This window comes from Streptomyces sp. KMM 9044 (genome assembly GCF_024701375.2).
Lineage (GTDB): Bacteria > Actinomycetota > Actinomycetes > Streptomycetales > Streptomycetaceae > Streptomyces.
In genome coordinates this window covers 7185609-7210819 of the sequence record NZ_CP113910.1, presented here as the reverse complement: position 1 = coordinate 7210819, position 25211 = coordinate 7185609, and the positions used below count along the sequence as shown (strand labels likewise).

Genomic DNA, 25211 nt, shown 5'->3' with positions numbered 1-25211 from the left:
GGCAGTGGTCGGCTCAGGCGAGTTCCACGAGGAGGTCGCCGCCTTCCACCTGCTGGATGCGGTTGATGGCCAGCCGGGTCACCGTGCCGGACTTCGGGGCGGTGATCGCGGCCTCCATCTTCATCGCCTCGATGGTGGCCACCGTGGCACCGGCCGCCACCTCGTCGCCCTCGGCGACCGCGAGGGTCACCACCCCGGCGAACGGCGCCGCGACATGGCCGGGGTCGTTCCGGTCGGCTTTCTCGGTAACCGGGACGTCGGAGGCGGCGGCCCGGTCACGGACCTGGATCGGCCGCATCTGGCCGTTCAGGGTGGACATCACGGTGCGCATGCCGCGCTCGTCGGCGTCGCCCACGGCCTGGAGTTCGATGAGCAGCCGCACCCCGGGGTCGAGGTCGACGGTGTACTCCTTGTCGGGGCACAGCCCGTAGAAGAAGGCCTTGCTGTCCAGGACGCCGGTGTCGCCGAAGGTCTGCCGGTGCGTCTCGAACGCGCGGGCCGGGCCGGGGAACAGCAGGCGGTTGAGCGTGGTTCGGCGGTCCTTCGCCAGCCCGGCGCGGTCGTCGGCGGTCAGTTCCTGCACGGGCTTGGCCTCGGCGCGGCCGCGCAGCGCCTTGGTCCGGAACGGTTCGGGCCAGCCGCCGGGCGGGGTGCCGAGCTCGCCGCGCAGGAAGCCGATGACGGAGTCGGGGATGTCGAACCGGCCGGGGTCCTGCTCGAAGTCGTCGGGGGCCACCCCGGCGCCCACCAGGTGCAGGGCCAGGTCGCCGACCACCTTCGAGGACGGGGTGACCTTGACGAGTCGGCCGAGGATCCGGTCGGCGGCGGCGTACATCGCCTCGATGTCCTCGAAGCGGTCGCCGAGGCCGAGGGCGATGGCCTGGGTGCGCAGGTTGGAGAGCTGCCCGCCGGGGATCTCGTGGTGGTAGACGCGGCCGGTGGGAGAGGCGAGGCCCGCTTCGAAGGGTGCGTAGACCTTGCGGACGCTCTCCCAGTACGGCTCCAGGTCTCCGACGGCCTGGAGGTCGAGGCCGGTGGGGCGCTCGGAGTGGTCGGTCGCCGCGACGATCGCCGACAGGCTGGGCTGCGAGGTGGTACCCGCCATGGACGCCACCGCTCCGTCGACCGCGTCCGCTCCTGCCTGGATCGCGGCGAGGTAGGTGGCGAGCTGACCGCCGGAGGTGTCGTGGGTGTGCAGGTGGACCGGCAGGTCGAACTCCCGGCGCAGGGCGGACACCAGGGTCGCCGCCGCGGGCGCCCTCAGCAGGCCGGCCATGTCCTTGACGGCCAGGACGTGCGCACCGGCGTCCACGATCTGCTCGGCCAGGCGCAGGTAGTAGTCAAGGGTGTAGAGCCGCTCGGACGGGTCGGACAGGTCGGAGGTGTAGCACAGGGCGACCTCTGCGACGGCCGTCCCGGTCTCCCGTACGGCGTCGATGGCGGGCCGCATCTGGTCGACGTCGTTCAGCGCGTCGAAGATGCGGAAGATGTCGATGCCGGTGGCCGCCGCCTCCTCGACGAAGGCGTGGGTCACCTCGGTCGGGTACGGCGTGTAGCCCACGGTGTTGCGGCCCCTCAGCAGCATCTGCAGGCAGATATTGGGGACGGCTTCCCGCAGGGCTGCCAGGCGTTCCCACGGATCCTCGGCGAGGAAGCGCAGGGCGACGTCGTAGGTGGCGCCGCCCCAGCACTCCAGGGAGAGCAGCTCGGGCAGGGTGCGCGCCACCACGGGAGCGACGGCGAGCAGGTCCTTGGTGCGGACCCGGGTGGCGAGCAGCGACTGGTGGGCGTCGCGGAAGGTGGTGTCGGTGACCCCGATGGTGGGTGACGCGCGCAGCCGGCTCGCGAATCCCTCGGGGCCGAGTTCGGCGAGGCGCTGCCGGGATCCGGCGGGTGGTTCGGCGGGGGCCCGCTGGGACAGGTGGGACAGCTTGGTCGTCGGGTCGACCAGGGCAGGGCGCTCGCCGTGCGGCTTGTTCACCGTGACGTCGGCGAGGTAGGTCAGCAGCTTCGTGCCGCGGTCGGCGGAGTGGCGCGCGGTGAGCAGGTGGGGGCGCTGCTCGATGAACGATGTGGTGACCTGTCCGTCCCGGAACGCCGGGTCGTCGAGCACGGCCTGGAGGAAGGGGATGTTGGTGGAGACGCCGCGGATGCGGAACTCGGCCACGGCGCGCCGGGCCCGGCCCACGGCGGTGGCGAAGTCCCGGCCCCGGCAGGTCAGTTTGACCAGCATGGAGTCGAAGTGCGCGCTGATCTCCGTACCGGCGTGGGTGGTGCCGCCGTCCAGGCGGATGCCGGAGCCGCCGGGCGAGCGGTAGGCGCTGATCCGGCCGGTGTCGGGGCGGAAGCCGTTCGCCGGGTCCTCGGTGGTGATGCGGCACTGCAGCGCGGCGCCGCGCAGGGTGATGCTCTCCTGGGCGAGTCCGAGATCGGCGAGTGTCTCACCGGCGGCGATGCGCAGCTGCGCCTGAACGAGGTCGACGTCGGTGACCTCCTCGGTCACCGTGTGCTCGACCTGGATGCGCGGGTTCATCTCGATGAAGACGTGGTTCCCGTCGCGGTCGACAAGGAATTCCACGGTTCCGGCGTTGCGGTAGCCGATCTGGCGGGCGAAACGCACGGCGTCGGCGCAGATGCGGTCCCGCAGCCCGGGGTCGAGGTTCGGCGCGGGCGCGAGTTCGATCACCTTCTGGTGGCGGCGCTGTACCGAGCAGTCGCGCTCGAACAGGTGGATGACGTTGCCCTGGCCGTCGGCGAGTATCTGCACCTCGATGTGGCGTGGATCGACGACGGCCCGCTCCAGGAAGACCGTGGGGTCACCGAACGCGGACGCGGCCTCCCGCGAGGCCGCCTCGATGGACTCCCTCAGCTGGGCGGGGGCCTCGACCCGCCGCATCCCGCGCCCGCCGCCGCCGGCCACCGCCTTGACGAACACCGGGAAGCCGATGCCGTCGGCGGCGCGGACCAGCTCCTCCACGTCGGTGGAGGGTTCCGAGGAGCCCAGCACCGGCACGTCCGCCGCGCGGGCCGCGGCGACGGCACGCGCCTTGTTCCCGGTCAGCTCCAGGATGCGGGCACTCGGTCCGACGAAGGTGATGCCCGCCCCCTCGCACGCCAGGGCCAGCTCGGGATTCTCGGACAGGAATCCGTAGCCCGGGTAGACGGCGTCGGCGCCCGCCCGGCGTGCCGCGCCGACGATCTCCTCGACCGAGAGATAGGCGCGCACCGGATGCCCGACCTGGCCGATCTGGTACGCCTCGTCCGCCTTGAGCCGGTGGAGCGAGTTGCGGTCCTCGTGCGGGAAGACCGCGACCGTTCGGGCACCCAGCTCGTAGCCCGCGCGGAACGCCCGAATCGCGATCTCACCACGGTTGGCTACCAGCACCTTGCGGAACATGTTGATCCCTTCGGTCTGCCGGTGACGAAGACCATCGTGTCGGTGGCAGGCCCGGTACGCCATGTGAGCCGGGCCACTCGTCCCGCGCCGGGCAGGGAATCCGCTTCGGCGCCATGGACACGTCATCATGCGGGGGTGGCGTCCTGACGGACGGGGCGGCCGGGCCAGTAGCCGAGGCCCCGGCGGGTACGGATCCATCCGTGCGGGGTGTTCCTGGTCGACCTTGGCTCTCAGGCGGGAGACGAGCTTCTCGATGGCCGGATCGGCCCGGTACTCGCCCCACACGTGCCGGCTGATCTGCTCCTTCGACGGCACGCGTTCGGCGTTGGCCGGCAGGTGGCTCAGGAGCCGTTACCCGGCGGGTGTGAGGTCGAGTTGTCTGGACCCGCGCCGTGCCTGGCAGGTGGCGTCGTCGCCGGCCGCCGGTACCCCGTACAGGTACGGGGTACCGGCGGCACGCGGTGGATCCCGTCCCGCGTGGTCGGAGTCGGCCGGTGGTGCGACGCTGGGGTGGAGAGGTGTCCGCGGACGGGAGGCCGGGAGGGAATCCGATGGGACGTGATGTCCCGGCGCTGGTATTCACCCGTGAGGACCGCCGCCGGTACCGGATCAAGATGCAGGAGTGCCTCGACACGTTCGCGCAGATGCTGCGGGATGCGCGCTTCGAGGCCGAGCGGCCCCAGGTCGGGCTGGAGATCGAGCTGAACCTGGTCGACGACCGGGGGGAGCCCGCGATGCGCAACAGCGACGCGCTCGAAGTGATCGCGGACCCCGCATGGTCCACGGAACTGGGCCGGTTCAACCTCGAGGTCAACGTTCCGCCGCGTCGGCTGACGGCAGGCGGCCCCGACTCGTGGGAGTCGGAGATCCGTGCCGCGCTGAACCATGCCGAGGACCGCGCGAAGTCGGTCGGCACGCATCTGATCATGACCGGGATCCTGCCGACGCTGCGGCAGGAGGACGTGGGTGAGTCGGCGCTGTCGGAGAACCCGCGCTACCGGCTGCTCAACGACCAGATCTTCGCGGCCCGGGGGGAGGACCTGCACATCGAGGTCGACGGCGTCGACCGGCTGCGTACCTACGCGGACACGATCACTCCCGAGGCCGCCTGCACCAGCACCCAGTTCCATCTCCAGTTGTTCCCGGAGCAGTTCGCCGACTACTGGAACGCGGCGCAGTCGATCGCCGGGGTCCAGATCGCCCTGGCCGCCAACTCACCGTTCCTGTTCGGCAAGGAACTGTGGCATGAGACACGCGTCCCGTTGTTCGAACAGGCCACCGACACCCGCCCGCAGGAGATCAAGATGCAGGGGGTACGGCCCCGGGTGTGGTTCGGGGAGCGGTGGATCAACAGTGTCTTCGACCTTTTCGAGGAGAACCTGCGGTACTTCCCGGCGCTGCTCCCGCTGTGCGACGAAGAGAATCCCGCCGAGACGCTGGACCGGGGCGACATTCCCGAACTGGGCGAACTGACCTTGCACAACGGCACCATCTACCGCTGGAACCGCCCGGTCTACGCCATCGCGCACGACAAGCCGCATGTCCGGGTGGAGAACCGGGTGCTGCCGGCCGGCCCCACCGTCGCCGACACCCTGGCCAACGGCGCCTTCTACTACGGGCTCACCCGCGCCCTGGTGGAGGAGGAACGACCGGTGTGGTCCCGCATGTCCTTCTCTGCAGCCGAGGAGAACCTGCACACGGCGGCGCGGCACGGCGTCGAGGCCCGGCTGTACTGGCCCGGAATGGGCGAGGTGCCGGTGCCCGAGCTGGTGCTGCGGCGTCTGCTGCCCCTGGCGCACCGCGGGCTGGAACTGTCGGGGATGGACGAGGCCTGGCGGGAGCCGCTGCTCGGCATCATCGAGCAGCGCTGTGTCACCGGGCGCAACGGGGCGGTGTGGCAGAAGGAGATGTTCCACCACATCGACGCCACGGCCCGCTGCGGCCGCCATGAGGCCCTGCGCCGGATGACGCAGCAGTACATCGACTACATGCATCTCAACGCCCCGGTGCACACCTGGCCCGTCGACTGACGCGGGCGGATTTCCGGAGCAGCTGCCGGTCCTGTCCCCTCCCGTTCGCCGGCCCCGCCCGGCGCCGTTACGGCGGTTCGGTTCCGATACCCCCTCCCGCGGCCGGCGGACCTGGTCGGACGGGGTGTAACCCCCTGGGGGCTGATGTCCGCTACGCCAGCATGCACGCACGCGCTACAAGGGAGTCGGCATGCCCGGGACAACAAACGCGGCGGTTCACGGCGCCCGGGGGCTCTCGCCGGGGGATGTGTGGAGCTGACGTCGTCGGCAGAGCCGCGGGACCTGCCCGGGGAGCCGCACCCCGTGGTCATCGACAAGGCGCGCCCCGGACTGGCCGAGGACGACCTCGGCATACTGGCCCGCTCGTCCTTCTGTCTGCCGGCCACGTCCGGCCGCCGGGGCACCCGTGACGTGTCGCCGCGCGGCGGGCGGCCCGGTTCCGCCCCTGTCCTCGGCCCGCGCACCATCGCCCTGCCCGGCCGGCCGGGCAACCGCCGGGGCGACAGCTTCCGCAACACTCTCGAGAACCCGCAGGCCGGTCTCCTCCACCTCGTCCCCGGCGGCAGGGAAGTGCTGCGCATCAACGGACATGCCCGCCTCCTGACGAACGCGCCGTTCTTCGACGACATGACCGTCGACGGCCGCCGCCCGGCGCTCGCCGTACTCCTGGAGGCCGACGAGGTCTGCCTGCACTGTCCGCAGTCGCTGCGCCGGTCCGGGGTCCGGGACCCCACGACCTGGCACGCCCTGGCGGCCGGCTGAGCCGTACCCGGGCGGTGACGCCTTCGCCGGTCAGGGCCGTCGCGGCGGCCGGCCCGCACGAACGGCAGTCGTACCGGTCAGCCGTCGGCGGCCCGGCCGAGGACCCCGGACACCTCCCTGCGCATCACGTCGCCGGTCTCCGGGGGGAGCGAACCGAGGTCCGAGGTGTTCAGGGCCCGCAGCGTCTCGTCCGTACCGGCCACGCAGTCCGTGCTCCCGCCGATCACCTCGTAGCCGTCACGGACCGCGACGCGGACCCTGCGTCGTCCGTCCTCCTCCGCGTGCACGGCGGTGGCGACGACGAGGGGCGGCGATCCGCCCGCTTCGGCGGGTGCCTTGTGATACCCGCTGGTTATCGGGGTGCGCCAGCGCAGGCTGAGGAGCAGGTGGCGTTTGGCCACCACCTCGGCCAGATCGGTCTCGAAGGCTCCGTCCCGGTCCAGCACCGTGGCGCGTGTGTCCAGGACGAGCGCCGCCGGCAGCAGACATCGCAGGGTGCTGCCCACGATGTTGCCGCCGACCGTCGCCGTGCGGCGCACCGCTCCGGTGCCCACGGTGGAGGCCGCGCCGCGCAGGACCTCCGGTACCCGGCCGTCGATGCGGTGCAGCAGAACGGCAGCGCCCAGCGCCTCGCTCTCGAGCACGTTGGCCTCCGGCAGACTGCGCAGGGACATCGCCTGCTCGGGGAAGCCGTCCCGCTGCCAGAGCGCCCACACGAGGGTGGCTCCGCCGATGGGCACCGCTCCCTCGGCCATGCAGTTCTGTGCTTCGGTCAGGGATGTGGGCAGACGCAAGTGCACGACGGTCGACCTGCCTTCCTGGGCTTCGGCCGACGGAACCGGCCATTCCACTGAATGATCATGAACACTGCATTCTCCGCACGGGCGAGGGGGCGCGTACAGGGCTCATACGAATCCCGTGTGAGCCCTGTCGTACGCCCCGGGGGCCGCTGTCCGGCCCTCGGGAACTTCTCCGGGGCCCCCTCTCCCGCCCGCAAGGGGCCCCGGCACGTCAGAGCAGCCGTCGGATGTCACCGCGGACCCGGTAGAAGCCACCGGCCGCCGGGTGCAGGGCGTCCACGACATAGCGGGCTCCGGGCTCTCGTATCGCGCGCGGGAACTGCACGTTCCACGACGAGTCGTACCCCTCGGACACCACGTGCACGCGCAGACGGCCGGAGTCCTGAACACATTGGACGACGATCGCCCCGGTCGGGGCCTGGGCCACCGCGGTCACCGCGCTCGCTGTCGTGGCCGGCGCGTAGGTCGGCAGTGCCTCGGCGAGCTTGACGTCCCGCGCGACCGGCACCGTGCCCTGCTGGGCGGCGGAGACGGCCGCCTCGCTCGCGTCGACACAGACCAGCGAACCGTCGGTGGTGACCAGGTACAGCCGCTCGTTGCGGTACTGCATCGACAGGGCCGAGCCGCCCCCCCGTGCCGAGCTTCCACAGCCGGGTGCCGTCCTGGTCGAAGCAGTAGACGGACGACGCCGCGTCACCGGCGAACACGAACCGGCCGCCGGGCGAGGTGGCGCACGAGTACACGGCACTGTCGCAGGCGTAGGTGGCCTCGATGCTCCCGCTCGCCTTCGACAGCCGCTGCACCACGCGGTGCGCCGTGCCCGCGTACACGGTGTCGTCCTCCTGCCAGCCGAACAGCACACCGCCGCGGGTGCGCGTGTGCCACAACTCGCGGCCGCCGTCGGGCGCGTAGGCGGTGACGCCACTGTGATGACCGTGGTAGACGGCCCGGTCGTCGGCGCGCACCATCCAGGCGTGGTCGCCCTGGCTGTGTCGGGACCACTGGTGCTCGTCCTCGTGGTCGATGACGGTGAGCTTGCCGCCGCGGTCCGAGACGTTCAGCACACCCTCGTGGATGTCCAGCCAGAAGATGTCGACGTCCGCGGCGATGTCGTACGCCGCGAAAGGCAGCTTGGAGGACAGGTCGTAGACCTTGCCGTCGTCACAGCCCGCGTAGATCCAGAAGTCGTCGGCCACCAGGCACTTCACGCCGTCCGGCAGATTGAAGCGGGCCAGCACCTGACCGTCGTGGCCCAGGGTGTAGACGTCACCCGCCTGGTTCCCGACCCAGCAGTGCTCATCGTCGACATGGATGCCGAACGCCGCGGAGCCGGTGCCGAACCGCCACAGCACGGGAGCCACGGCGCGCGCGGTGGAGGGAGCGGACGCCACCTGACGCCGGGTCACCGCACGCGGCGCGCGCTGCCCGGGAACGGCGGGGGCGTAACCCTTGCGGACCTTCTCCCCGACCTTCTTCGCGGCGGCGGCCCGCGCCTTGTCCGCCGAGGGGAAGGTGGTGATCTGGGTCTGCCCCGGGGCACCGATCCGTCCGTAACGAACGGTCACCACCAGGCCGTCGACGGTCACCTCGTAGAACTTGTGCGCGGCGCCGTCATCCTGCGACAGCTCCAGATACGTCGTCGACACCGACCCGCCAGACATGACAGAACCCTCCCCGGCGCGGGCCCCCGGCCGTTCCGGCAGGTCCCACTGATCGAACCGTAGGCGAGGCCACTGACAATGGGTCCACCGGCGATCAATACGCGGAAGCAACCTGTCCCGGTTCCGGCGAGTCCCATGTATCGCTTGCCTCTGCTGTACCGCTTGCCTCTGCGCCGCCGCACGTCCCCGGTTCCGGGCACACCACGAACGACGAACGGACCCATGAACACCGCGCCCCTTCCGGACGTCCTGCTGGACGCCGCCCGCCAGTCCCCCGGCCGACTGATCGTCCATGTCCGGGGCGACAGTGGTGAGAGGGCCGTCACCTTCCGGGAGCTCGCGGCCGAGTCGCTGCGCGTCGCGGGCGGCCTGCGTGCCGCGGGCGTCGCGCCGGGCACCTGCGTGCCGGTGTTCGCAGAACAGCGCCGACTTCCAGCCCATGTTCTGGGGCGCGCTCGCGGCCGGTCTGGTGCCCGTGCCGCTGGCGCCGGACGTACGGCGGGTCCTGCCGGTGTGGGAGCACCTCGGCCGTCCCCCGGTCGTGGTGGACGCGGCCTGTGCGCCGGTGGCCGCCGAACTCCCGGACAAGTGCCCGGGTCCTGCGGACGGAGGTACTGCGGGAGGGCCCGGCCCTGGACTCCCCCGCCGCGCCGGATCCGGACGGACTGGCCTTCCTGCAGTTCTCGTCCGGCAGCACCGGGGCGCCCAAGGGCGTGGAGCTGACCCACGCGGCCGTGCTGGCGAACCTGCGGCAGCTGACGGAGGCCTCCGCCCTCACGGAGCCCCCTGACGCCGACCGGCACCACCACCGGCCCACGGTGCCGTCCGGCACCACTGTCGTCCTGCGGGAACTGCTGGCCCGGTCACTCGGCATCCCGGCATCGGGCGTCGACGACGACACGCCGTTCCTGCGGCTCGGACTGGACTCGTTGGGCGCCGTCGGCCTCGTCAAGCGACTGGAGCGGGAGCTGGTACGGCAGCTGCCCACCACGCTCTTCTTCGAACACCGGACGGTGCGTGAACTCTCCGCCCTCCTGGACCTGGGAGCGGGTGCGGGGAGCAGACTCGAAGACGTGCCGGGTCATGAGCCCGAGGACGGACGGGGGCCGGCCGTGAGGACGGACGGGCCTTCGCCCTGCCCCCCGTACAACTGGCGCTGTACGCCAGCAGCAGACTGCATCCGGACGTCCCGGCGCGGGGGCACCTGCGACTGACCGTCCGGGGCCCGCTCGACACCGGGCTGCCGGGCCGGGCGCTGTCGGCGCTGGCCGAACGGCACGGCATGCTCCGGCTGCGGGTGGAAGCCCCGGACGGACTCCCCGCGCAGCGCGTGGTGTCTCCGGTGCCGCTGCGGGACTGGTGCGCGGTGCGCGACTGCGCCGCCGACGAGGTGGCCGGCACCGAGACGGCCCTCTGCAACCGGCCGTTCGACCTGGCGGCTCTGCCTCCGGTCCGGGCCGTGCTGCTCCGCCAGGCTCCGGCTCTCGCCCGTCTGGTGCTGGTGACGCACCACGCGGCGGCGGACGGCTACACAGCCTGAACATCCTCGCCGAGAAGCTGTGGAGCACGTACACCGATCCGTACCACGGACGGCGCCCGCAACAGGCGTTCCCTGCAACGGACTTCGCACGGTACGTGGTGAGTCTTCCGCCCTCCGGCTCCGCCGGGCGGCACGCCGTGGAGACGTCCTCCCCGGCCACTGCGACCGAACGACGCGTTGCGGCCGTCTGGTCGGACCTGCTCCAGGTGGAAGTGGAATCGCTTTGCCGGGAGGACGACTTCTTCGACCTGGGTGGTGACTCGCTGCTCGTCCTGCGGGTGTTCGCCCGGCTCACGGACCACGGGTTGCCGCTGCCCCGGCCGACGGTGATCTACCGTCACCGCACTCTTGCGACGCTGTCCACGGCCATCGATGCCGCCGCGGCGGAAGCGCACTCCGCCACCGCAGCCTCGGCTTCCGTCTCCACGTCCCCGGCCGTGCGGTCCCTTCCGGCCGGCGACGACCGGACATCTCCGTTCCCCGTCACGTCCGGCCGGCGCGGGTTCCTGCCCGCGGAGGCCCTCGCGCCGGGTGCCGGGACCTGGCTGGCCCGGATTCGGCTGTCCGGACCGCTGGATCCCGACGTCTTCCAGGCGGCGGTCGACATGCTGGTGGAGCGGCACGGCATGCTCCGCACCGTCTTCCCCCAAGGCCGAGAAGTTAGCCGATCAGACGGGGTGTCGAGGCGGCGTCGGGGTGGGTGAACGCACAGCGAGACCCCTGCTGGATCATGGTTTCTGCGAAGAAATGTCCACTGATCCGGGGTCTCGTTGCGTCTCCATTCTGCCATCACCAGCATCACGCGCACCATCACGGTGGCCGCCGGGGTCTTCGCCCCGGGCCATCTGGGCGGGTTGACACAGTTCATTCCCTTCGAACTGGTCGACGCGATCCTCGACGAGACCGGACGAGGCGAGCGACGGCTGCGGCTGCTGCCCTCCCGCGTCGGGGTGTACTACGTCCTGGCCCTGGCCCTCTTCCCCGAGTTGTCCTGCATCGGGGTCTGGCAGCAACTGGCCGCTTCGACAGGCCCGTTGGCGCCGAAGGTCTCCGGCACCGCGCTGCGGCACCTGCGCCGACGCCTCACCCCTGCCCCGTTCAAGACCCTGTTCGAGACACTTGCCGTGCCACTGGCCCCACCCACGACGCCCGGGGTGTCCTACCGGCACTGGCGCACCGTGGCCTTCGACGGCTGCTCCTCGATCAAGGCGCCGGACAGCGAACGCGCCCGCGGCTGGCTCGGGAAGGTCCGCTACCGGCTCGCCTGGGCCGGCTACCCGACCGTGATGCTGATGACCCTCGTGGAGACCGGCACCCGGGGCCTGCTCGGAGCCTGCTTCGGCCCCACCAGCACAGGCGAGACCACCTACGCCACCCGGCTCCTCCCGCTACTGAACACCTCCCACCTGGTGCTGGTGGACCGGGGCTTCGACTCCAACGCCTTCCTGGCCGGCGTCGCGGGCACCGGCGCACAGTTCGTTGCCCGCTTGAAGTCCACCCGCCGCCCACCCCTGGTCCGCCCGCTCGCCGACGGCTCCTACCTCGCCCGCCTGGGAACCCTGACCGTCCGCATCATCGAGGCCGACCTCCTCGTGCGCCTGGCCGACGGCACCACCGCCGGCGGCCGCTACCGCCTGGCCACCACGCTCCTGGACCCCGCCGCCGACCCCGCGATACGCCTGGTCAGGCTTTACACGGAACGCTGGGAAATCGAATCCGCCTATTTCGCTTTGCGCGCCACCCTGATGAAGGGCCGGGTCCTGCGCTCACGCGACCGCTTCGGCATCGAGCAGGAACTGTGGGCCGCACTGACCGCCTACCAGGTGCTGCGGACGGCGATGACCGAGGCCGCCGTCTCGGCGGGGGCCGATCCCGACCGCACGAGCTTCACCCACGCCCTGACCGCGGCCCGCGCCCAGATCACCCTGGCCGAGGGCGTCACCGGCACCCCCGAGGCAATCATCACCGCGGTCACGGACAACCTCCTCCCCCCGCGCAGGCACCGCATCAGCGCGCGGAAGGTGAAGTCGCCGATCTCGCGCTACCACTCCTGGCACGGCCAGGCCCGCCCCACCACGAGCACCCCGGTCGAAAGCGTCGAGATCACGTTGCACGACCGCAGCGACGCCACCGCCGGGACAGCACCGGACAACGCCAACCACCCGACTCCGGCAGAGACCTGCAAACCCGACCCGACACCCGCCGATACCAGCCAGGCCGCCGAAGACCCAGGCGGACGCTTCCAGCTCGCCCTCGCCATCATGAACAGCAGCCCCGACCGCCCCTCACGGCCCCGGCGTAGTTGTGTGATGTCCGGTCCCGTGGTGGTTGGTCAGATGCCGTAGACGGCGAAGGCGTCTTCGTGGCGGAGGAGGTCGCGGCGGGCGTGGGCGATGTTGGCGCGTCCGGCGAGGCGGATGGTGCTGATCGCCAGGTTGCGGAAGCCGGCCAGGGCTCGGGGTGCTGTACCGGTCCTGACCTGGGAGTTGTCTTCTCGGAAGGTGACGTCCCGCACCCAGTGGATCTTGTTTTCCACAGTCCAGTGGGTTCTCTCGTAGTGGTTGAGGTGAGCGGGGCCGGCGAGGTCGGGCGGCAGGCTGGTGACGCCGAAGACGATCTCCTTGCTGGTCCATTCGTCGTCGAGGTTGCCGGTGTCGCGGCGGAGGCGGAAGACCTGGGATGCGCCGGGGAACAGGGTGTCGTCGGCGGGTGCGGTGCGCAGGGTGCGGCGTTCGGTGCGGCCGTGGCCGCGGTCGTCGTCGATCGCGGTGGTCTCGGTGAAGTCGGCGTCCGCGCCGGTCAGCAGCGCCTGGGCGGCGGCGTGGGCGAGGGGCTGGTTGCCCTTGAGGATCAGGACGTAGTGGCTGTGGAGAGGGCCTGTGATCAGGCGGGCGGTCTTCTTCGTGGTGTGCAGCGCGTCCAGGGTGAACACCCTTCCGGGCAGGTCGAGTCGGGTGAGCAGGGCCCGTGCGGCCTCGCCCTCGCCGCGCTTGTCGGGGACCTGCCTCTGGCCCAGGACCGCGCCGCTGGTGTGGTCGATCGCGCCGACCAGGAAGACCCGTCCGCTCTCGGTGCGGGCGCCGGCCAGGGCCTTGCCGTCCAGGGCGGCGGTCGGCAGCAGCCCGTCCGGCACCGGGTGCTCGGCTGAGCGTTGAGCGGCGCGGCGCTGTTCGCGTTCCACCGGTCCCGGGGTGGCGGGGATCTCGGGCGCGGGGACGGTGCCGCGCGCGAGGTCTGTGGTGTATTCGCAGGTCACGGCGTCCAGGGCGTCGGCGTCCAGATGGGCGAGCACTCGCCGGAAGGTGCGCTCGCTCGGCACGAGGTAGCGGCCGGCCAGCGGGTCGTACCGGGCGCCGATGCGGGCCAGTTTCGCTTGCGGGGCACGGGTCGCCCACTGCCAGATCGCGGCGATCGAGTCGCCGCCGATCACCAGCGTCGCGCACGCGGTCAGTGTCAGGATCACCGCGAGGGCGTGGCGTCGGCCACGCTTCGCGCGCAGGTCCGGGACCTGCCGCAACCTGCTGACCAGCTTGGACTCCACTGCCGCAGGGCCGGTGGCGAGCTCGGCCTCCCACAGGGCGAGGTCGGCGAGTTGGCCAACGGCAGGGGGGATCGGCGAAGATACGGGCACGAGCGCGACTCCTGTGACGATCTTTTGGCGTAGAGACCTGAAAGATCATCAGAAGTCGCGCTCGTCCTGCAACCAGCCACATCAAACCGGGGCAGAACAACTCAAGGGAGAACTACGCCGGGGCCGTGGACCGCCCCTGGCACGCCCGCGACATCGCCCGCCTGCTCGGCATCACCAACATGAACAGCTTCTGCGTACAAATATCCCAATGGTCCCAGCAGGGACTGATCACCAAGACCCGCCCCGCGACCTACACGCCGGCCAGCTGACCGCTAACTTCTCGGCCTTGCGTCTTCCCCGCCGGAGCCCGTCCCTCCGTCCAGCAGGAACTGCCGCCGTCCCTGCGTCTGCCGGTCGTCTTCGAGACGGTCACGTCCCCTGCCGAGGTGGACGAACAAGCCGCGGCCGAGGCGGAACGGCGCCTCGAGACCTGGGCCTGGCCGCTGGTGCGCCTTCAGGTGCTCAGCCTCGCTCCAGAAGAGCACACCCTGCTGGTGCACGCCCATCACGTCATCGGCGACGGGTACAGCGCGGCATTGCTCATGCAGGAACTGACCGAGGTGTACGACCGGTTGGCAGACGGCGGCGACAGCACCACACCTGGTCTCCCGCTGCTGCGCAGTGATTTCCGTGACCATGTCCGGTGGTCGGCGGAGACCGGCCACGGAACCGGTGGCTCCGGGCCGGCGGCGGAACGCCGGACCCGGGTGTGCGCCCCGTACCGGCCGCCGGTGCTGCGCACCACGGCGGTGGCCGGTGGCAGCGGCGCGACCACCCGTGCCGGGGCCGCCCGGCGCGATGTCCTTTTCCACTCCTCGGAGTTCACGCTCGGCGCTTCCCTGACGGAGGCGTTGCGTATGCCCGCGTCCCACGCGCGGACCACCCTGTACGCGCCCCTGATGACCGCCTACCACCAGGAACTCGTGGCACTGACCCGCCAGTCCGACCTGATCGTGGGGCTGGCGGTGAGCGGCCGGGACAACGCGCTGCCCGGCGCACACCGGATCTTCGGCCCGTTCGCCTCGGCCGTTCCCGTCCGGCCGGTCCGGCCGGTCCGGCCGGTCCGGCCGGTCCGGCCGAGGACAACGCCTCTCACACCACCAGCGGATGGGACTTCGAGTGCGCCCTGCGTCGCACAGCCGCCGAGGCGGAGGAGGCACGCGCCCACGAGGACGTGGTCCCACGGCGTGCCGACGGACTTCCCCTGACCTCCCAGTTCTTCTTCACCTTCCTCGGCTTCTCCTCGCTGGTGCACGGCCTGGTGGACGTCGGGGTGACTCTGGCCTACTGGGACGCGGTGGAACGGGCCGGGGTGTCGGCCGCCCCGCTGCACCTGCTCGGCCATACCCTCGATGCCGCTTTCATCGATGGGGTGACCGCCAGGAACTGAAGGAGGTCGCTCTCACCGCCGCTCCTGCCGCTTGCCCTCTCCGGGGCCCGCGGCAGGAACGGTGCGAGGGTCCGAGAGGCCCGGGGGGGTTCTCAGACTCCGAACTCCGTGGGCGAGAGGCCCAGGGCCGCGCAGGCCTCACGGATGGCGTACTGCTCGCTCGCCTCGAAGCCGCCGTCGGCACCGGCGATGACCAGGCCGGTCTGGATGACCGCGCGTGCCTCGACCGGCTTCTTCGACGCCTTCGCGATATCCTGCAGGGCCCTCGCCTTACCCAGTTCGAAGTTGGCCACGAGCTGGTCCACGTGCTCGTTGAACCGCTTGCGGAGCTGGTCCGGCGGGAAGTTCTGCAGGACCTCATTGGAGACGATCAGCTCCTCCACGCGCTGCCGCTCCGCCGGCTCGACGTGCCCGTCGGCGGCCGCGACCAGCGCGCACATCGCCATGCTCGCGTCCCGGTAGGCGCCGCTCTTGAGTTCTGTCTTCGCCGACGCGAGCTGGGACTTCAGCAGCCCCATCAGCTGGGCCCTGGAGCCCCCGGAGGACGAGCCTCGGGAATGGCCGCCGGCCCGTCCCGGTCCGGGATTCCCGTGCTGCCCTCCTCCCGACCTCGCGCTCTGGGACTGCTGGAGCGCCTTGGCCTGGTCCTTGACCCGGTCCCACATCGCCACTGGTGCCACCTCGGCTTCTGCTGCTGTCTTCTCCGGTACCGGTCGTCAGGCCCGGAGGGTGCGGTTCGCCTGGTCAACGGACGCCATCGCGGCCATGTTCCCCGAGGGCAAAAAGGAAAAAATTATCGTCGCTTTGCCATCCTGCAAATCACGCCCCGTGCACGGATCACGCGGGGCACACGGCAGAGTTCACGGACCAGGGCGGCCCCGGCCCCGTGGTGCAGAGGCCGGCGGTGTCGGGCGCGTTGTCGTCGTCGCGGACCATGCAGTCGCCCCGGGCGAGGCGGTGGCTGCCCACGGTGTGGCCGGCACGCAGCGACGGCACTTCACCCGGACGGCTCAGCCGCCGGCGATCGTGGTGAAGGACACCGATCAGGGATACGGCCGGGGAGACGGGCAGGGCGCGGCATCACGGTCCCGGTCGCCGGTGGCAGCCAGGAACGCGGCGCGCGGCCTCGGTCTGCGTCCCGTCGCCACTGTTCACCACCGGTCCGGTCGCAGCGGGGTCACCGACGCTCCCACGGCATGCCGACGCGCCGTTCGCACCGGAGCACCGCACCGGTCGTGGCCACTCCGGGGCCCTCCCCGCACGGCGACACCCGACGAACGTCTCGGGCGCCCGCCCATTGATCACGGCGACCGTGAACACCGCGCCCCTCAGCAGCCTGAACGGCACGATCCACCGGGAGAGGACCCGCCAGTCGGCGAGCGCCGCCAGGACGTAGTACACGCCTCCCCCGCGCCGCGTCTCCCGCTTCCTCACAGGCCGCGGAGTGCGCCCCGCGGCCGTTCAGGCGACGCGGGCGGCGGTCCGGACCAGGCGGGGGCGCTCCTGCACCTGGCGGATCTGCGCGGCCAGGGCCCGGGAGGGCGGACCGACCCGGGTGGAGGAGGCGCTGACCCGGTACGTCGTCCGGTTCGGGTCCACGACCGGATCCCCGAGCTCGATCTTCCCGGCCGCGTGCAGCGCGTCGCAGTCGGTGGTGGGCAGGGCGACGTAGCAGCCGCCCTGGCCCGTGGTCGAGTCGAGCGGCCGCCAGTAGCTGTACCTGCGGCGGCCGTTCGCGTACACCGTGACGAAGGTGGGGGTGCGCGGGTCGGAGATGATGCGCAGCACGTCGACGTCGGCCGGGGTGAACGACGGCGCGGGGGCCGCCCGGAGCCCGGCGGTCATCCGCCCGGCGCGCGAACGGTCCTGGGTCTGGTTGACGGTGAAGAGCATCGCTGGGGCCTTTCCGGAGCCGGGTCTCGAGACCGTCTACCCAGCGCGGCGCCGGTGTTGATCTCTTTCAATGATCATTGTGCTCCTTGACACCGACATTAACCCGCCATGCACGATCAGATGGTGGAATTTCCTCGCCGTACCTGGCCGTTCTTCGTCCCTCGTGGCCGTTCTCCCCCTCTCCTCACCGAACGCGAGGAAGGAGCCGCGTGGCGGCAGGGGTGCGGGCGGGTGCCCACCGGTCCGGGTCGAAGACACCGGGTTCGGGGAAGACCCGCGGGTCGTGCTGGTGCGGACAAGAGCTCCAGACGACGTCGACGCCCTCGGGAACGAGGCGGCCTCCGAGTTCGCTGCCACGGGTGGCGGTGCGCGTCACCGTCCAGGCCCGTCCGTACTTCCGAATCGCCTCCCGCAGGACCCGTCGGGCGTAAACGAGCCGGTCCAGGTTCACCTCCGGCAGGAGGTCCTGCCACACCAGGGTCTCGGCGGGGACCTCGGGCCCGAGGTAGCGCACGATCGGGTCCATGTCGCGGTGGGTGAGCTTGAACCAGGCACGGGCGAACGCGTCCGCGAACGCGTCGAAGTCCTCCATGAAATGCGGCGAGATCTGCTCGTAGGCGGGGTCGGCCCGCAGGGCGAGGTCCGTGGTCAGCATCGTCGGGGCGTGGCTCCCGGCCGGGTCGTGGGCATCAGGGGCGCTGCCCGCCCCGGTGCCGTTCCGGGGCCGCCACTGGTGTGCGACTGCGGGGCTCTCGAACAGTTCCCACTCGTAGCCGAAGAGGATTCGGCCATCGGAAACATTCCTTCCGGAAAAGTCCGAACGGAGTGGGGTGTTCGCGCAGGGCGGGTCGCCGGGAGCGCAGCCGAGTCGATGACGGCACCGCAGGACCGGCGCACGAGATGGTGACGGCCGTCACCGGCACGCCCCTCGAAGCGGGCGGGGCTGCCGGCTGCTCGATGCGGCGGACGAGTCCGGCACCGGTGAGCGCGGTCGGGGAGTCGTGCACCGCTTGCGGGGAGACGTGCCCGATGCGCTCGCGTCTCTCTCTCCCCCCCGGGGGGGGCGATCCTCGTGGCCCGGGATGCGGTCATGCGGCCGAAACCACAACCGGGACTGGAACAGCTCCAGAGATTGAACAGTTCCAGTCCCGTGCGCCACACGCTGTCCGGTTCCGGGTAGGCCCAGGAGGCTGCCGGGCCGGTCAGCGGAGCACGTGGAGTGCGCCGGGGAGGACCCGGAGAGTCACCGGGAGAACCGCCTCGACCTCGCCGTCCGCCCCGTAGGGGACGTCCCGGTCGGCAAGGATACGGACCTCCTTGCCGCGCAGGATCCGCACCTGGGGCCGGTGGACGTGGGCGCCTGTCCTGAGATCGTTCATCAGGTGGAAGAACAGCAGCCGCGGGGCGTCCGCGATCATCACGATCTCCAGTACGCCGTCGTCGACGCGGGCGTCGGGGGCGATGACCCGGCCCGAACCGTAGTAACCGGAGTTGGCGGCGACCACCGTGTAGCCGGTGTGGGTGTGCTCCTCACCGTCGACCGTGACCCGGTAGCGCGCCGCCCGCCAGCCGGTGACCGCGCGCAGGCCGCCTGCGTAGTAGGAGGCGGAACCCCGCAGCAGCCGGGACCGGTTGGCGTGGCGGTTGGCCAGCGCGTCCACGCCGGCGTAGACGCTGCCGAGGACGACGGTGCGGTGGTGCACGGCTGACTCGATCTCGATGGTGTCGACCGGCCGCGGTGTGTTGTGCAGCAGTATCCGGGCCAGGGCCGCGGGGTCGGCGGGCAGGTCCAGGGCACGGGCGAAGTCGTTGCCGCGGCCCGCCGGCACGAGGCCGAGGGTCGCGCCGGTGCCACTCAGCGCGCCGCCGATGCCTCCGGCGATGCCGTCTCCGCCGACCGCCAGCACCACCCGGCCCCGCCGGCCGGCGTCGCGGGCCAGTTCCCGCGCGTGGGCGAGGCTGCGGCTGTATTCCGTGTGCAGGTCGGCGCCGGCCTCCCGGAGCAGACGTGCGAGAGCGAGCAGCGCGGCCGCTCCGGTGGCTCCGCCCGCGGTGGGATTGACGACGGCGGTGAACTGTCGCATCGGGTGCCTCCGGGCGGGCCGACGTGATGGGGAAAGGTGGTGGGGGAAGGGCGTGGCCCGGGGGCGGTCGCCCCGTGGGCCGACGGCCGGTGAGCCTCGGTTCAGTCCGTGGGCAGGAGGACGCCGGGGCTGAGGATTCCGGCCGGGTCCAGGCGCTGCTTCACGGCGCGCAGGGCGTCGGTGCCCAGCGGGCCGATCTCGCGGACGTACCAGTCCCGGTGGTCGGTGCCGACGGCGTGGTGGTGGGTGATCGTGCCGCCGGCGGCGAGGATCGCCTCGTTGGCGGCGTGCTTGGCGCGCGTCCAGTGCGCCACGGGGTCGCCGTCGCCCTGGGCCGACACCACGGTGAAGTACAGCGAGGCGCCGTTCTCGTAGATGTGGGAGATGTGGCACATCACCAGGGGCGGGGTGCCGGCCTGTGTGAGTGTGCCGGTGAGGGCCTCGCGGACGGCGGTGTACAGCGCGGGCACGCCCGACCAGAACGTCGCGGTCTCCAGCGTCTCGGCCAGTGCCCCGGCATCGAGGAGGGAATCGCGCAGGTACGGGGCCGAGAAGCGGCCGTGGGCCCAGTTACGGCCGGGCTCCTCGCCCAGCGGGATCCCGCCGCACGCGCGCAGGACGGCCGCGGCACCCTGCCTGCGGTACGCGGTGTCCTCCTCCGTTCCCTCGTAGCCGGCGACGGCCGTGCATCCGGCGGGCTGCGCGGTGCCGGAGCCGATCGCCTGGGGCCGGGCGAGGCCGATCAGCGTCTCGGTCTCGTCGGACAGGCGCAGCACGGTGGGGCGCGGCCCGTCCTGGGCGAGACGGCGCAGGGCGGCGCTCCCCTGTTCGAAGGAGTCGAAGCGCCACCCCTCGTAGACGCGGGTCCGGGGCACGGGACGGATCCGGACGGTCACCGACGTGATGACGCCGAAAGCACCCTCGGATCCCAGGGCGAGCTGGCGCAGGTCGGGGCCGGCCGCGGAGCGCGGGGCCCGGCCTGCATCGAGGGTGCCTTCGGGGGTGGCGAGGGTGAGGGCGAGCACCATCTCGTCGAAGCGGCCGTGGCCGGCGGACGCCTGGCCGCTGGAGCGGGTGGCGGCGAAGCCGCCGATGGTGGCCCACTCGTAGGACTGGGGAAAGTGGCCGAGAGTGAAGCCGTTTTCGGCGAGCAGCGCTTCGGCCTGCGGGGCGCGCAGGCCGGGCTGCAGGGTGGCGGTGCGGGAGAGCGGGTCCAGGGCGAGCAGGCCGTCCATGCGTCGCAGGTCCAGGGCGACGAAGGGGCGCGGCCGGCCGGGGGCGAGTCCGCCGACGACAGAGGTGCCGCCGCCGAACGGCACCACGGCCAGGCCGTGTGCGGTGCAGGCACGCAGGACGGCGAGCACCTCGTCGTGGCTCGCGGGGTACAGGACGGCCTCGGGGGTGTCGGTGACGTCGCCGCCCCGGATGCGCAGCAGGTCGGGGGTGGACTTGCCGCGGGTGTGCCGGATCCGGGTCTCCGGGTCGGTGCGTACGTGGTCCTCTCCGACGCCCGCACCCTCGTCCCCGGAGCCGTTCGCACCGCCCAGGGCTGCGGCCAGCGCACGCCGCGCCGCGGGCTCCAGCCGGGGCTCGGGGACGGCCACTTCACCGAGAACGGCCGGTGCGGCCCCGCGCTGCCTGACACCGAGCGTGTCGCGCAGCAGTCCGATCACGGTGTCGGGCAGCGGCTTCGCCCTGGCCGGGTCACCCCAGCCACTCCACAGCATGTCCATGACTGTCGTCCTCGTCGGTCGATGGGAGCGATGCCGTCACCGACGGCCTCACAGGCGTTACACTGTGACACATGACGCCTATTCGTCACAACCAAGCGGACAACGACGCCGTGCTCGACGCGGTGCGCGACTGTGTCCTGGCTGTCGGGGTCCGCCGCACCACGCTCACCGACGTGGCGCGCCGTGCCGGGGTCTCCCGCATGACGCTCTACCGGCGGTGGCCCGATGTGCGCACGCTGGTCGGGGACCTCATGACGCGGGAGTGGATCGCCGTCGCCACCTCGGCCGCCCCCGAGGCCCGGCCGGGGGTGACCACGCGGGAGCGGATGGTGGACGGGCTGGTGGCGGTGGTGCGCGCGTTCGGCGAGCACCCGCTCTTCCAGAAGATCGTCGGCGTGGATCCCGAACTGCTGCTGCCCTACGTGCTGGACCGGCGCGGGGCCAGCCAGGAAGCCATGCTGAGGCTGCTGGCCGAGACCCTGAGCGAGGGGCACGCCGACGGTTCGGTGTGCGCCGGCCGTCCCGAACGGCAGGCGCGGTCCGTCCTGTTGATCGTCCAGTCCTTCACCCTGTCCCTGCGGACCATGACCGACGAGGACGACCCGGACCTCACCTACGAAGCCCTCCTCGCGGAACTGCGCGACATCCTGGAGAGGACCCTCACCCCATGACCTCCGCGAACTCCCCCGCCGGGCCGGCTGCGTCCGGTTCGTCCCTGTCCGCCGGTCGTCGCGTCCGTGACCTGACCGCGGCCGTGGGCGGCGACGCCGTCGACGTCCTCGTCGTCGGGCTCGGTGCCACAGGCGCAGGGGCCGCCCTGGACGCGGCGTCCCGCGGACTGAGCGTGGTCGCCGTCGACGCCCACGACCTGGCCTACGGCACGTCCCGCTTCAGCAGCAAGCTGATCCACGGCGGGCTGCGCTATCTCGCCTCCGGTCAGCTCGACGTCGCCCACGAGAGCGCGGTCGAGCGCGGGGTGCTGATGGAGCGCACCGCCCCCCATCTGGTGCGCGCGCAGCCGTTCGTACTGCCTCTCACCCCTCTGGTCTCCCACCGTCAGTCCGCCCTGGCGCGGGCCGGTTTCCAGGCCGGCGACATCCTGCGGCTGACCGCCCGGACCTCGCGGGCGACTCTGCCCGCGCCGCGCCGGATACCGGCGACCGAGACCCGTCATCTGGCCCCCGCCGTACGGGCCGGCGGGCTGCGCGGCGGACTGCTGTCCTGGGACGGTCGGCTGACCGACGACGCCCGCCTGGTGACCGCCGTCGCCCGCACTGCCGCCGCACACGGGGCGCGGATCCTCACCCGGGTCCGGGTCCTGGGCCTGAGCTCCTCCGGTGCCCGGGTCCGCGACGAACTCACCGGCGAGGAGGGCCGGATCCGCGCCCGCGCGGTGATCAACGCGTCCGGCGTCTGGGCGGGCGGCCTCGTCGACGGCATCCGGATCCGTCCTTCGCGCGGAACCCACCTCGTGCTGCGCCCGTACAGCCTCGACCCGCTTCCGGCCGGCCTGCACATCCCGGTCCCCGGGGAGACCAACCGCTTCGTCCTCGTCCTGCCCCAGGACGACGGCCGGGTCTACGTCGGCCTCACCGACGAACCCGTGGACGGTGACATCCCCGAGGTCCCCGAGGCCCCCGAGACGGACATCGGTTTCCTCCTCGACGTCCTGTGCTCCGTCCTCGACGTCCCGCTGCGCCGCGACGACGTCGTGGGGGCCTTCGCGGGCCTGCGTCCCCTGTTGGACACCTCGGCGAGCGGGCCGGCGCCGAGGACCGCCGACGTCTCGCGGCGGCACGCGGTGCTGACGTCGTCCGAGGGGGTCGTGACCGTCGTCGGCGGCAAGCTCACCACGTACCGGCGCATGGCCGAGGACGCCGTGGACACCGCCGTACGTGTCCGACGGCTGCCGGCCGGCCCCTCACGCACCACGTCCCTCCCGCTTGTGGGTGCCGCGTCGCCGCAGGTCCTCGCCGCCCTGCCGGGGCCCCGCCGCCTCGTGCGGCGCTACGGAACGGAGGCACCGGCCGTGCACGCCCTCGGCGCGCACGATGCCCGGCTGAGCGAACCCGTACTGCCCGGCCATCCGGTGACCGGCGCCGAACTGCTCTGGGCGGTGCGTCACGAGGGAGCGCTCGACGAGGGCGACCTGCTCGACCGCCGCACCCGGATCGGCCTCGTCCCCGCGGACCGCGCCGCAGCGCTGGACGCGGTCCGTGAACTCCTCACCAGCATTTTGCCCCAGCACAGTTGACGCAGCGCAGTCGACACGGCTCAGCCGACCCACGCCGGTCGGTCACCGGCCGTGCACGCCGACCTCGTGCAGGGAGTAGCCCCACTCCGTCCCCCTGCCCAGGAAGACCACGCGCACGTGACGGGCCCGCTGAGGGGTGAACCGGGCCGTGTCGAGCCCGCCGTCGCCGGCCGTGGTGGACCAGACGGTCCGCCAGTCGGCACCGTCGGCGGACAGCTCGACGCGGTACGAGGTCCCGTACGCGCGCTCCCAGTCGAGGGTGACGCGCCCCACCTCGCGCGTGGCTTTGAGGTCGATGCGCAGCCACTGCTCGTCGCTCCAGTCACTGGCCCAGCGGGTGCCCCGGTCGCCGTCCACCGCCCGGCCGGGCGCGTAGCTCGTGAACGGGTTCCACTCGGCCGAACTCGCCGTCGCCGGGGCACCCTTCGCGAGGTTGTCCGCAGGCCGGTGCCGTTCGGAGGCACCCCAGGTGCCGAGGTAGGTCTCGGCGCCCCGGAAGAGATCGTCCACCACGTCCTGGCCACCGACGCGCCCGATGTCCTCGATCCAGTCGGGGACGAGTCCGTGGTGCGCGGCTCCGTCGGTGTTCAGGTCCCAGGTGCGCTCGCCGGTGGTCTGCCGGTCGATGACGGACCCGCCGTCCACACTGCGGAAGGGGTACGTGACGGGGTCGGGCGCGTCCGCGCCGCGCGGGGCGGGCCAGCCGCCGACACCGTTCATGTCGGTGCCGTAGCCGTAACCCACGCCGTACTTGTCCCGCAGCGCCTCGGTGCGCTCCGCCTCCTCGACGAAGTGTTCCGAGCCGTGCATGTACTGGGCGACGAAACCGCCGAGACCGTAGACCCGCTCGGTCCAGTCCATGTCCATCCAGCTGTGCGAGGAGATGACGCCCGGGTAGGACTCGGCCTCGAAGAGGTCGAGCACCCTGCCGGTGGCCTTGACGCTCATGTGGTCGATCTCGAGCATCATGTTGCGTTCCATCATGCCGCGTACGGCGTACTCGCCGAGGTCGGTGAGCCCTCGGACGTTGCACCGGGCGTCCTCGTCGTATGCGGGGACCTCGACGCCGGCCGGGAGTTCCTCCTCGGCGGCGGGCGCGGGGGCCAGGCCGATGGGGTTGTCGTGCTGGGAGCCGGTGCACTGCTCCGTCCGCCAGAAGGTGCCGGTCGACAGGAACTGCCCGACGTTGATGGCGGCGCCCAGCGCTCCCTCGTCGAAGCGGACTCCACACAGCGCGTTGTCGAACTTGTGGCACAGGAACATGCTGCGCACGCCGAGGTCGTACAGCTCGTCCAGTCCGGCGTCGATGTCGCCCTTGTCGCACTGGGCGACGTCCAGGACCTGCTTGCAACCGAAGGGTTCGGAGGTCTCGACCCCCAGGACGACCGCCATTTTGCCCTGTTCGACGACCTGCCGGGCCTGCCCGCTGTCGGTGACGATGCGGAACCAGCCCTTGCCCGTGCCGCCGTACATCCTGTCGATGTAGGCCTGCATGTCGTATGTCAGCTTCGCCTGCAGCCGGATGGACGTCATCTCGTCACAGCCGCGGTCCTTGAAGAAGTACACGGAGCAGATCACTCCGTTGGTGACGAGGTCGTTCACCAGGACCCGCTGCCCACCGCGCCAGGCGCGCTCGACCCAGGCGTAGTAGTTCTGCTGGTGGGTCAGGGAGTCGTGGGCGGGCCAGTCCACGAAGGTGGGCCAGCCGTCCGGGTCGTGCCTGCCGTCACCGCCGTTGGTGATGAAGTCGAAGATCGCGAGGGAGCCGTCGGGGTAGTGCTCGGGGCAGTCCTTGAGTGCGTCGGCGATCCCCTGCTCGGAGAAGGGCTTGCCGCAGATGAGCCGGCCGCCGAAAGCCTCGTTGGACATGAGGTGGTTGTGCGCGTCGACGAACCCGCGGACCTCGCCGCGCGCGTCGGTGCCGGTGAAGGGCTCGCCGGTGACGCCGATGCCGGAGTCCGGGGCAGGCCGCGCTGTCGGCTCCCACCAGTCGCCGTCGGCCGCCGAACTGGGCGTCGGGCCGAGGGACATGACGA

The 25211-nt window shown here is 71.7% G+C and carries 20 protein-coding genes and 3 pseudogenes; 12 read left to right on the top strand and 11 right to left on the bottom strand.

Annotated elements, in window-relative coordinates:
* Positions 1-13: 13 nt before the first annotated feature.
* Positions 14-3397: a pyruvate carboxylase gene (locus tag HUV60_RS32430; protein ID WP_257853635.1), complete on the bottom strand. Its 3384-nt coding sequence runs from the start codon at positions 3395-3397 to the stop codon at positions 14-16.
* Positions 3398-3948: 551 nt separating this feature from the next.
* On the opposite strand from HUV60_RS32430, the gene HUV60_RS32425 reads away from it, so the two are divergent.
* Both HUV60_RS32425 and HUV60_RS32420 read left to right on the top strand, forming a co-directional pair.
* On the top strand, positions 3949-5427 hold the full coding sequence (locus HUV60_RS32425) for a glutamate-cysteine ligase family protein (protein WP_257853634.1): 1479 nt from the start codon (positions 3949-3951) through the stop codon (positions 5425-5427).
* A gap of 303 nt (positions 5428-5730) precedes the next feature.
* Positions 5731-6189, top strand: coding sequence for a pyridoxamine 5'-phosphate oxidase family protein (locus HUV60_RS32420; protein WP_331462034.1), 459 nt, complete (start codon positions 5731-5733; stop codon positions 6187-6189).
* A 77-nt stretch (positions 6190-6266) separates the two neighbouring features.
* Here HUV60_RS32420 and HUV60_RS32415 read toward each other — a convergent pair whose 3' ends face one another.
* Both HUV60_RS32415 and HUV60_RS32410 read right to left on the bottom strand, forming a co-directional pair.
* Positions 6267-6989 (bottom strand): FAD binding domain-containing protein, encoded by a 723-nt coding sequence (locus HUV60_RS32415; protein ID WP_257853631.1) that lies wholly within the window; start codon positions 6987-6989, stop codon positions 6267-6269.
* A gap of 211 nt (positions 6990-7200) precedes the next feature.
* A pseudogene (locus tag HUV60_RS32410) lies at positions 7201-8650 on the bottom strand (WGR domain-containing protein).
* Positions 8651-8872: 222 nt separating this feature from the next.
* On the opposite strand from HUV60_RS32410, the pseudogene HUV60_RS34170 reads away from it, so the two are divergent.
* The 5 genes and pseudogenes from HUV60_RS34170 to HUV60_RS32390 all read left to right on the top strand — a co-directional run.
* A pseudogene (locus HUV60_RS34170) lies at positions 8873-9426 on the top strand (AMP-binding protein); the annotation flags it as partial.
* Between the two features lie 42 nt (positions 9427-9468).
* Entirely contained in the window at positions 9469-9864 is a 396-nt protein-coding gene (locus tag HUV60_RS34165; protein ID WP_443047565.1) for an acyl carrier protein, read from the top strand.
* 68 nt (positions 9865-9932) lie between these two features.
* Positions 9933-10190, top strand: a complete 258-nt coding sequence (locus HUV60_RS32400; protein ID WP_257853628.1) for a hypothetical protein — start codon at positions 9933-9935, stop codon at positions 10188-10190.
* Positions 10191-10288: 98 nt separating this feature from the next.
* Positions 10289-10894: a phosphopantetheine-binding protein gene (locus HUV60_RS32395; protein WP_257853627.1), complete on the top strand. Its 606-nt coding sequence runs from the start codon at positions 10289-10291 to the stop codon at positions 10892-10894.
* Between the two features lie 66 nt (positions 10895-10960).
* Positions 10961-12535 carry an IS4 family transposase gene (locus tag HUV60_RS32390; protein WP_257853625.1) on the top strand — a complete coding sequence of 525 codons (1575 nt, stop codon included), beginning with the start codon at positions 10961-10963 and terminating at the stop codon, positions 12533-12535.
* Here HUV60_RS32390 and HUV60_RS32385 read toward each other — a convergent pair.
* Positions 12523-13821, bottom strand: a complete 1299-nt coding sequence (locus tag HUV60_RS32385; protein ID WP_269441097.1) for an ISAs1 family transposase — start codon at positions 13819-13821, stop codon at positions 12523-12525. The two genes, HUV60_RS32390 and HUV60_RS32385, sit on opposite strands and share 13 nt — an antisense overlap.
* A 125-nt stretch (positions 13822-13946) precedes the next feature.
* Between HUV60_RS32385 and HUV60_RS32380 the strand changes: the two genes are divergently transcribed.
* From HUV60_RS32380 to HUV60_RS32370, 3 genes are all read left to right on the top strand, one after another.
* Positions 13947-14090: a hypothetical protein gene (locus HUV60_RS32380; RefSeq protein WP_257853624.1), complete on the top strand. Its 144-nt coding sequence runs from the start codon at positions 13947-13949 to the stop codon at positions 14088-14090.
* Between the two features lie 117 nt (positions 14091-14207).
* On the top strand, positions 14208-15029 hold the full coding sequence (locus tag HUV60_RS32375; protein WP_257853622.1) for a condensation domain-containing protein: 822 nt from the start codon (positions 14208-14210) through the stop codon (positions 15027-15029).
* Complete coding sequence (locus tag HUV60_RS32370) at positions 14996-15211, top strand: hypothetical protein (RefSeq protein ID WP_257853621.1); 216 nt, start codon at positions 14996-14998, stop codon at positions 15209-15211. The genes HUV60_RS32375 and HUV60_RS32370 overlap by 34 nt, the downstream gene beginning before the upstream one ends.
* A 92-nt stretch (positions 15212-15303) precedes the next feature.
* On the opposite strand, the gene HUV60_RS32365 is transcribed toward HUV60_RS32370, so the two are convergent.
* The 6 genes and pseudogenes from HUV60_RS32365 to HUV60_RS32340 form a co-directional block, all read right to left on the bottom strand.
* Positions 15304-15882 carry a tellurite resistance TerB family protein gene (locus HUV60_RS32365; RefSeq protein WP_257853619.1) on the bottom strand — a complete coding sequence of 193 codons (579 nt, stop codon included), beginning with the start codon at positions 15880-15882 and terminating at the stop codon, positions 15304-15306.
* A gap of 790 nt (positions 15883-16672) precedes the next feature.
* A complete protein-coding gene (locus HUV60_RS32360; RefSeq protein ID WP_443047478.1) occupies positions 16673-17104 on the bottom strand; it encodes a hypothetical protein in 432 nt (143 codons plus the stop codon).
* A gap of 184 nt (positions 17105-17288) precedes the next feature.
* The gene (locus HUV60_RS34160; RefSeq protein ID WP_443047564.1) at positions 17289-17555 is read right to left on the bottom strand and encodes a cytochrome P450; all 267 of its coding nucleotides are present in this window, start codon (positions 17553-17555) and stop codon (positions 17289-17291) included.
* Positions 17556-17888, bottom strand: a pseudogene (locus tag HUV60_RS34155) (catalase/peroxidase HPI); the annotation flags it as partial.
* 418 nt (positions 17889-18306) lie between these two features.
* Positions 18307-19188 carry a YegS/Rv2252/BmrU family lipid kinase gene (locus HUV60_RS32345; RefSeq protein WP_257853618.1) on the bottom strand — a complete coding sequence of 294 codons (882 nt, stop codon included), beginning with the start codon at positions 19186-19188 and terminating at the stop codon, positions 18307-18309.
* A gap of 101 nt (positions 19189-19289) precedes the next feature.
* Complete coding sequence (locus tag HUV60_RS32340) at positions 19290-20921, bottom strand: FAD-binding oxidoreductase (protein WP_257853613.1); 1632 nt, start codon at positions 20919-20921, stop codon at positions 19290-19292.
* Positions 20922-20992: 71 nt separating this feature from the next.
* Here HUV60_RS32340 and HUV60_RS32335 point away from each other — a divergent pair, with 71 nt between their 5' ends.
* A complete protein-coding gene (locus tag HUV60_RS32335; protein WP_257853612.1) occupies positions 20993-21592 on the top strand; it encodes a TetR/AcrR family transcriptional regulator in 600 nt (199 codons plus the stop codon).
* The gene (locus HUV60_RS32330) at positions 21589-23175 is read left to right on the top strand and encodes a glycerol-3-phosphate dehydrogenase/oxidase (protein ID WP_257853610.1); all 1587 of its coding nucleotides are present in this window, start codon (positions 21589-21591) and stop codon (positions 23173-23175) included. The genes HUV60_RS32335 and HUV60_RS32330 overlap by 4 nt, the downstream gene beginning before the upstream one ends.
* Positions 23176-23217: 42 nt before the next feature.
* Here the strand turns inward: HUV60_RS32330 and HUV60_RS32325 are convergent, their stop codons facing one another.
* A complete protein-coding gene (locus tag HUV60_RS32325; RefSeq protein ID WP_257853777.1) occupies positions 23218-25206 on the bottom strand; it encodes a discoidin domain-containing protein in 1989 nt (662 codons plus the stop codon).
* Positions 25207-25211 lie beyond the last annotated feature (5 nt).

Excerpts from the sequence above, each read along its gene's own strand:
- HUV60_RS32400 (WP_257853628.1), top strand. The coding sequence starts at position 9,933 with ATGCTCCGGCTGCGGGTGGAAGCCCCGGACGGACTCCCCGCGCAGCGC.
- HUV60_RS32325 (WP_257853777.1), bottom strand. The coding sequence starts at position 25,206 with ATGTCCCTCGGCCCGACGCCCAGTTCGGCGGCCGACGGCGACTGGTGG.
- HUV60_RS32430 (WP_257853635.1), bottom strand. The coding sequence starts at position 3,397 with ATGTTCCGCAAGGTGCTGGTAGCCAACCGTGGTGAGATCGCGATTCGG.
- HUV60_RS32425 (WP_257853634.1), top strand. The coding sequence starts at position 3,949 with ATGGGACGTGATGTCCCGGCGCTGGTATTCACCCGTGAGGACCGCCGC.
- HUV60_RS32330 (WP_257853610.1), top strand. The coding sequence starts at position 21,589 with ATGACCTCCGCGAACTCCCCCGCCGGGCCGGCTGCGTCCGGTTCGTCC.
- HUV60_RS32345 (WP_257853618.1), bottom strand. The coding sequence starts at position 19,188 with ATGCGACAGTTCACCGCCGTCGTCAATCCCACCGCGGGCGGAGCCACC.
- HUV60_RS32335 (WP_257853612.1), top strand. The coding sequence starts at position 20,993 with ATGACGCCTATTCGTCACAACCAAGCGGACAACGACGCCGTGCTCGAC.
- HUV60_RS32360 (WP_443047478.1), bottom strand. The coding sequence starts at position 17,104 with ATGCTCTTCACCGTCAACCAGACCCAGGACCGTTCGCGCGCCGGGCGG.
- HUV60_RS32340 (WP_257853613.1), bottom strand. The coding sequence starts at position 20,921 with ATGGACATGCTGTGGAGTGGCTGGGGTGACCCGGCCAGGGCGAAGCCG.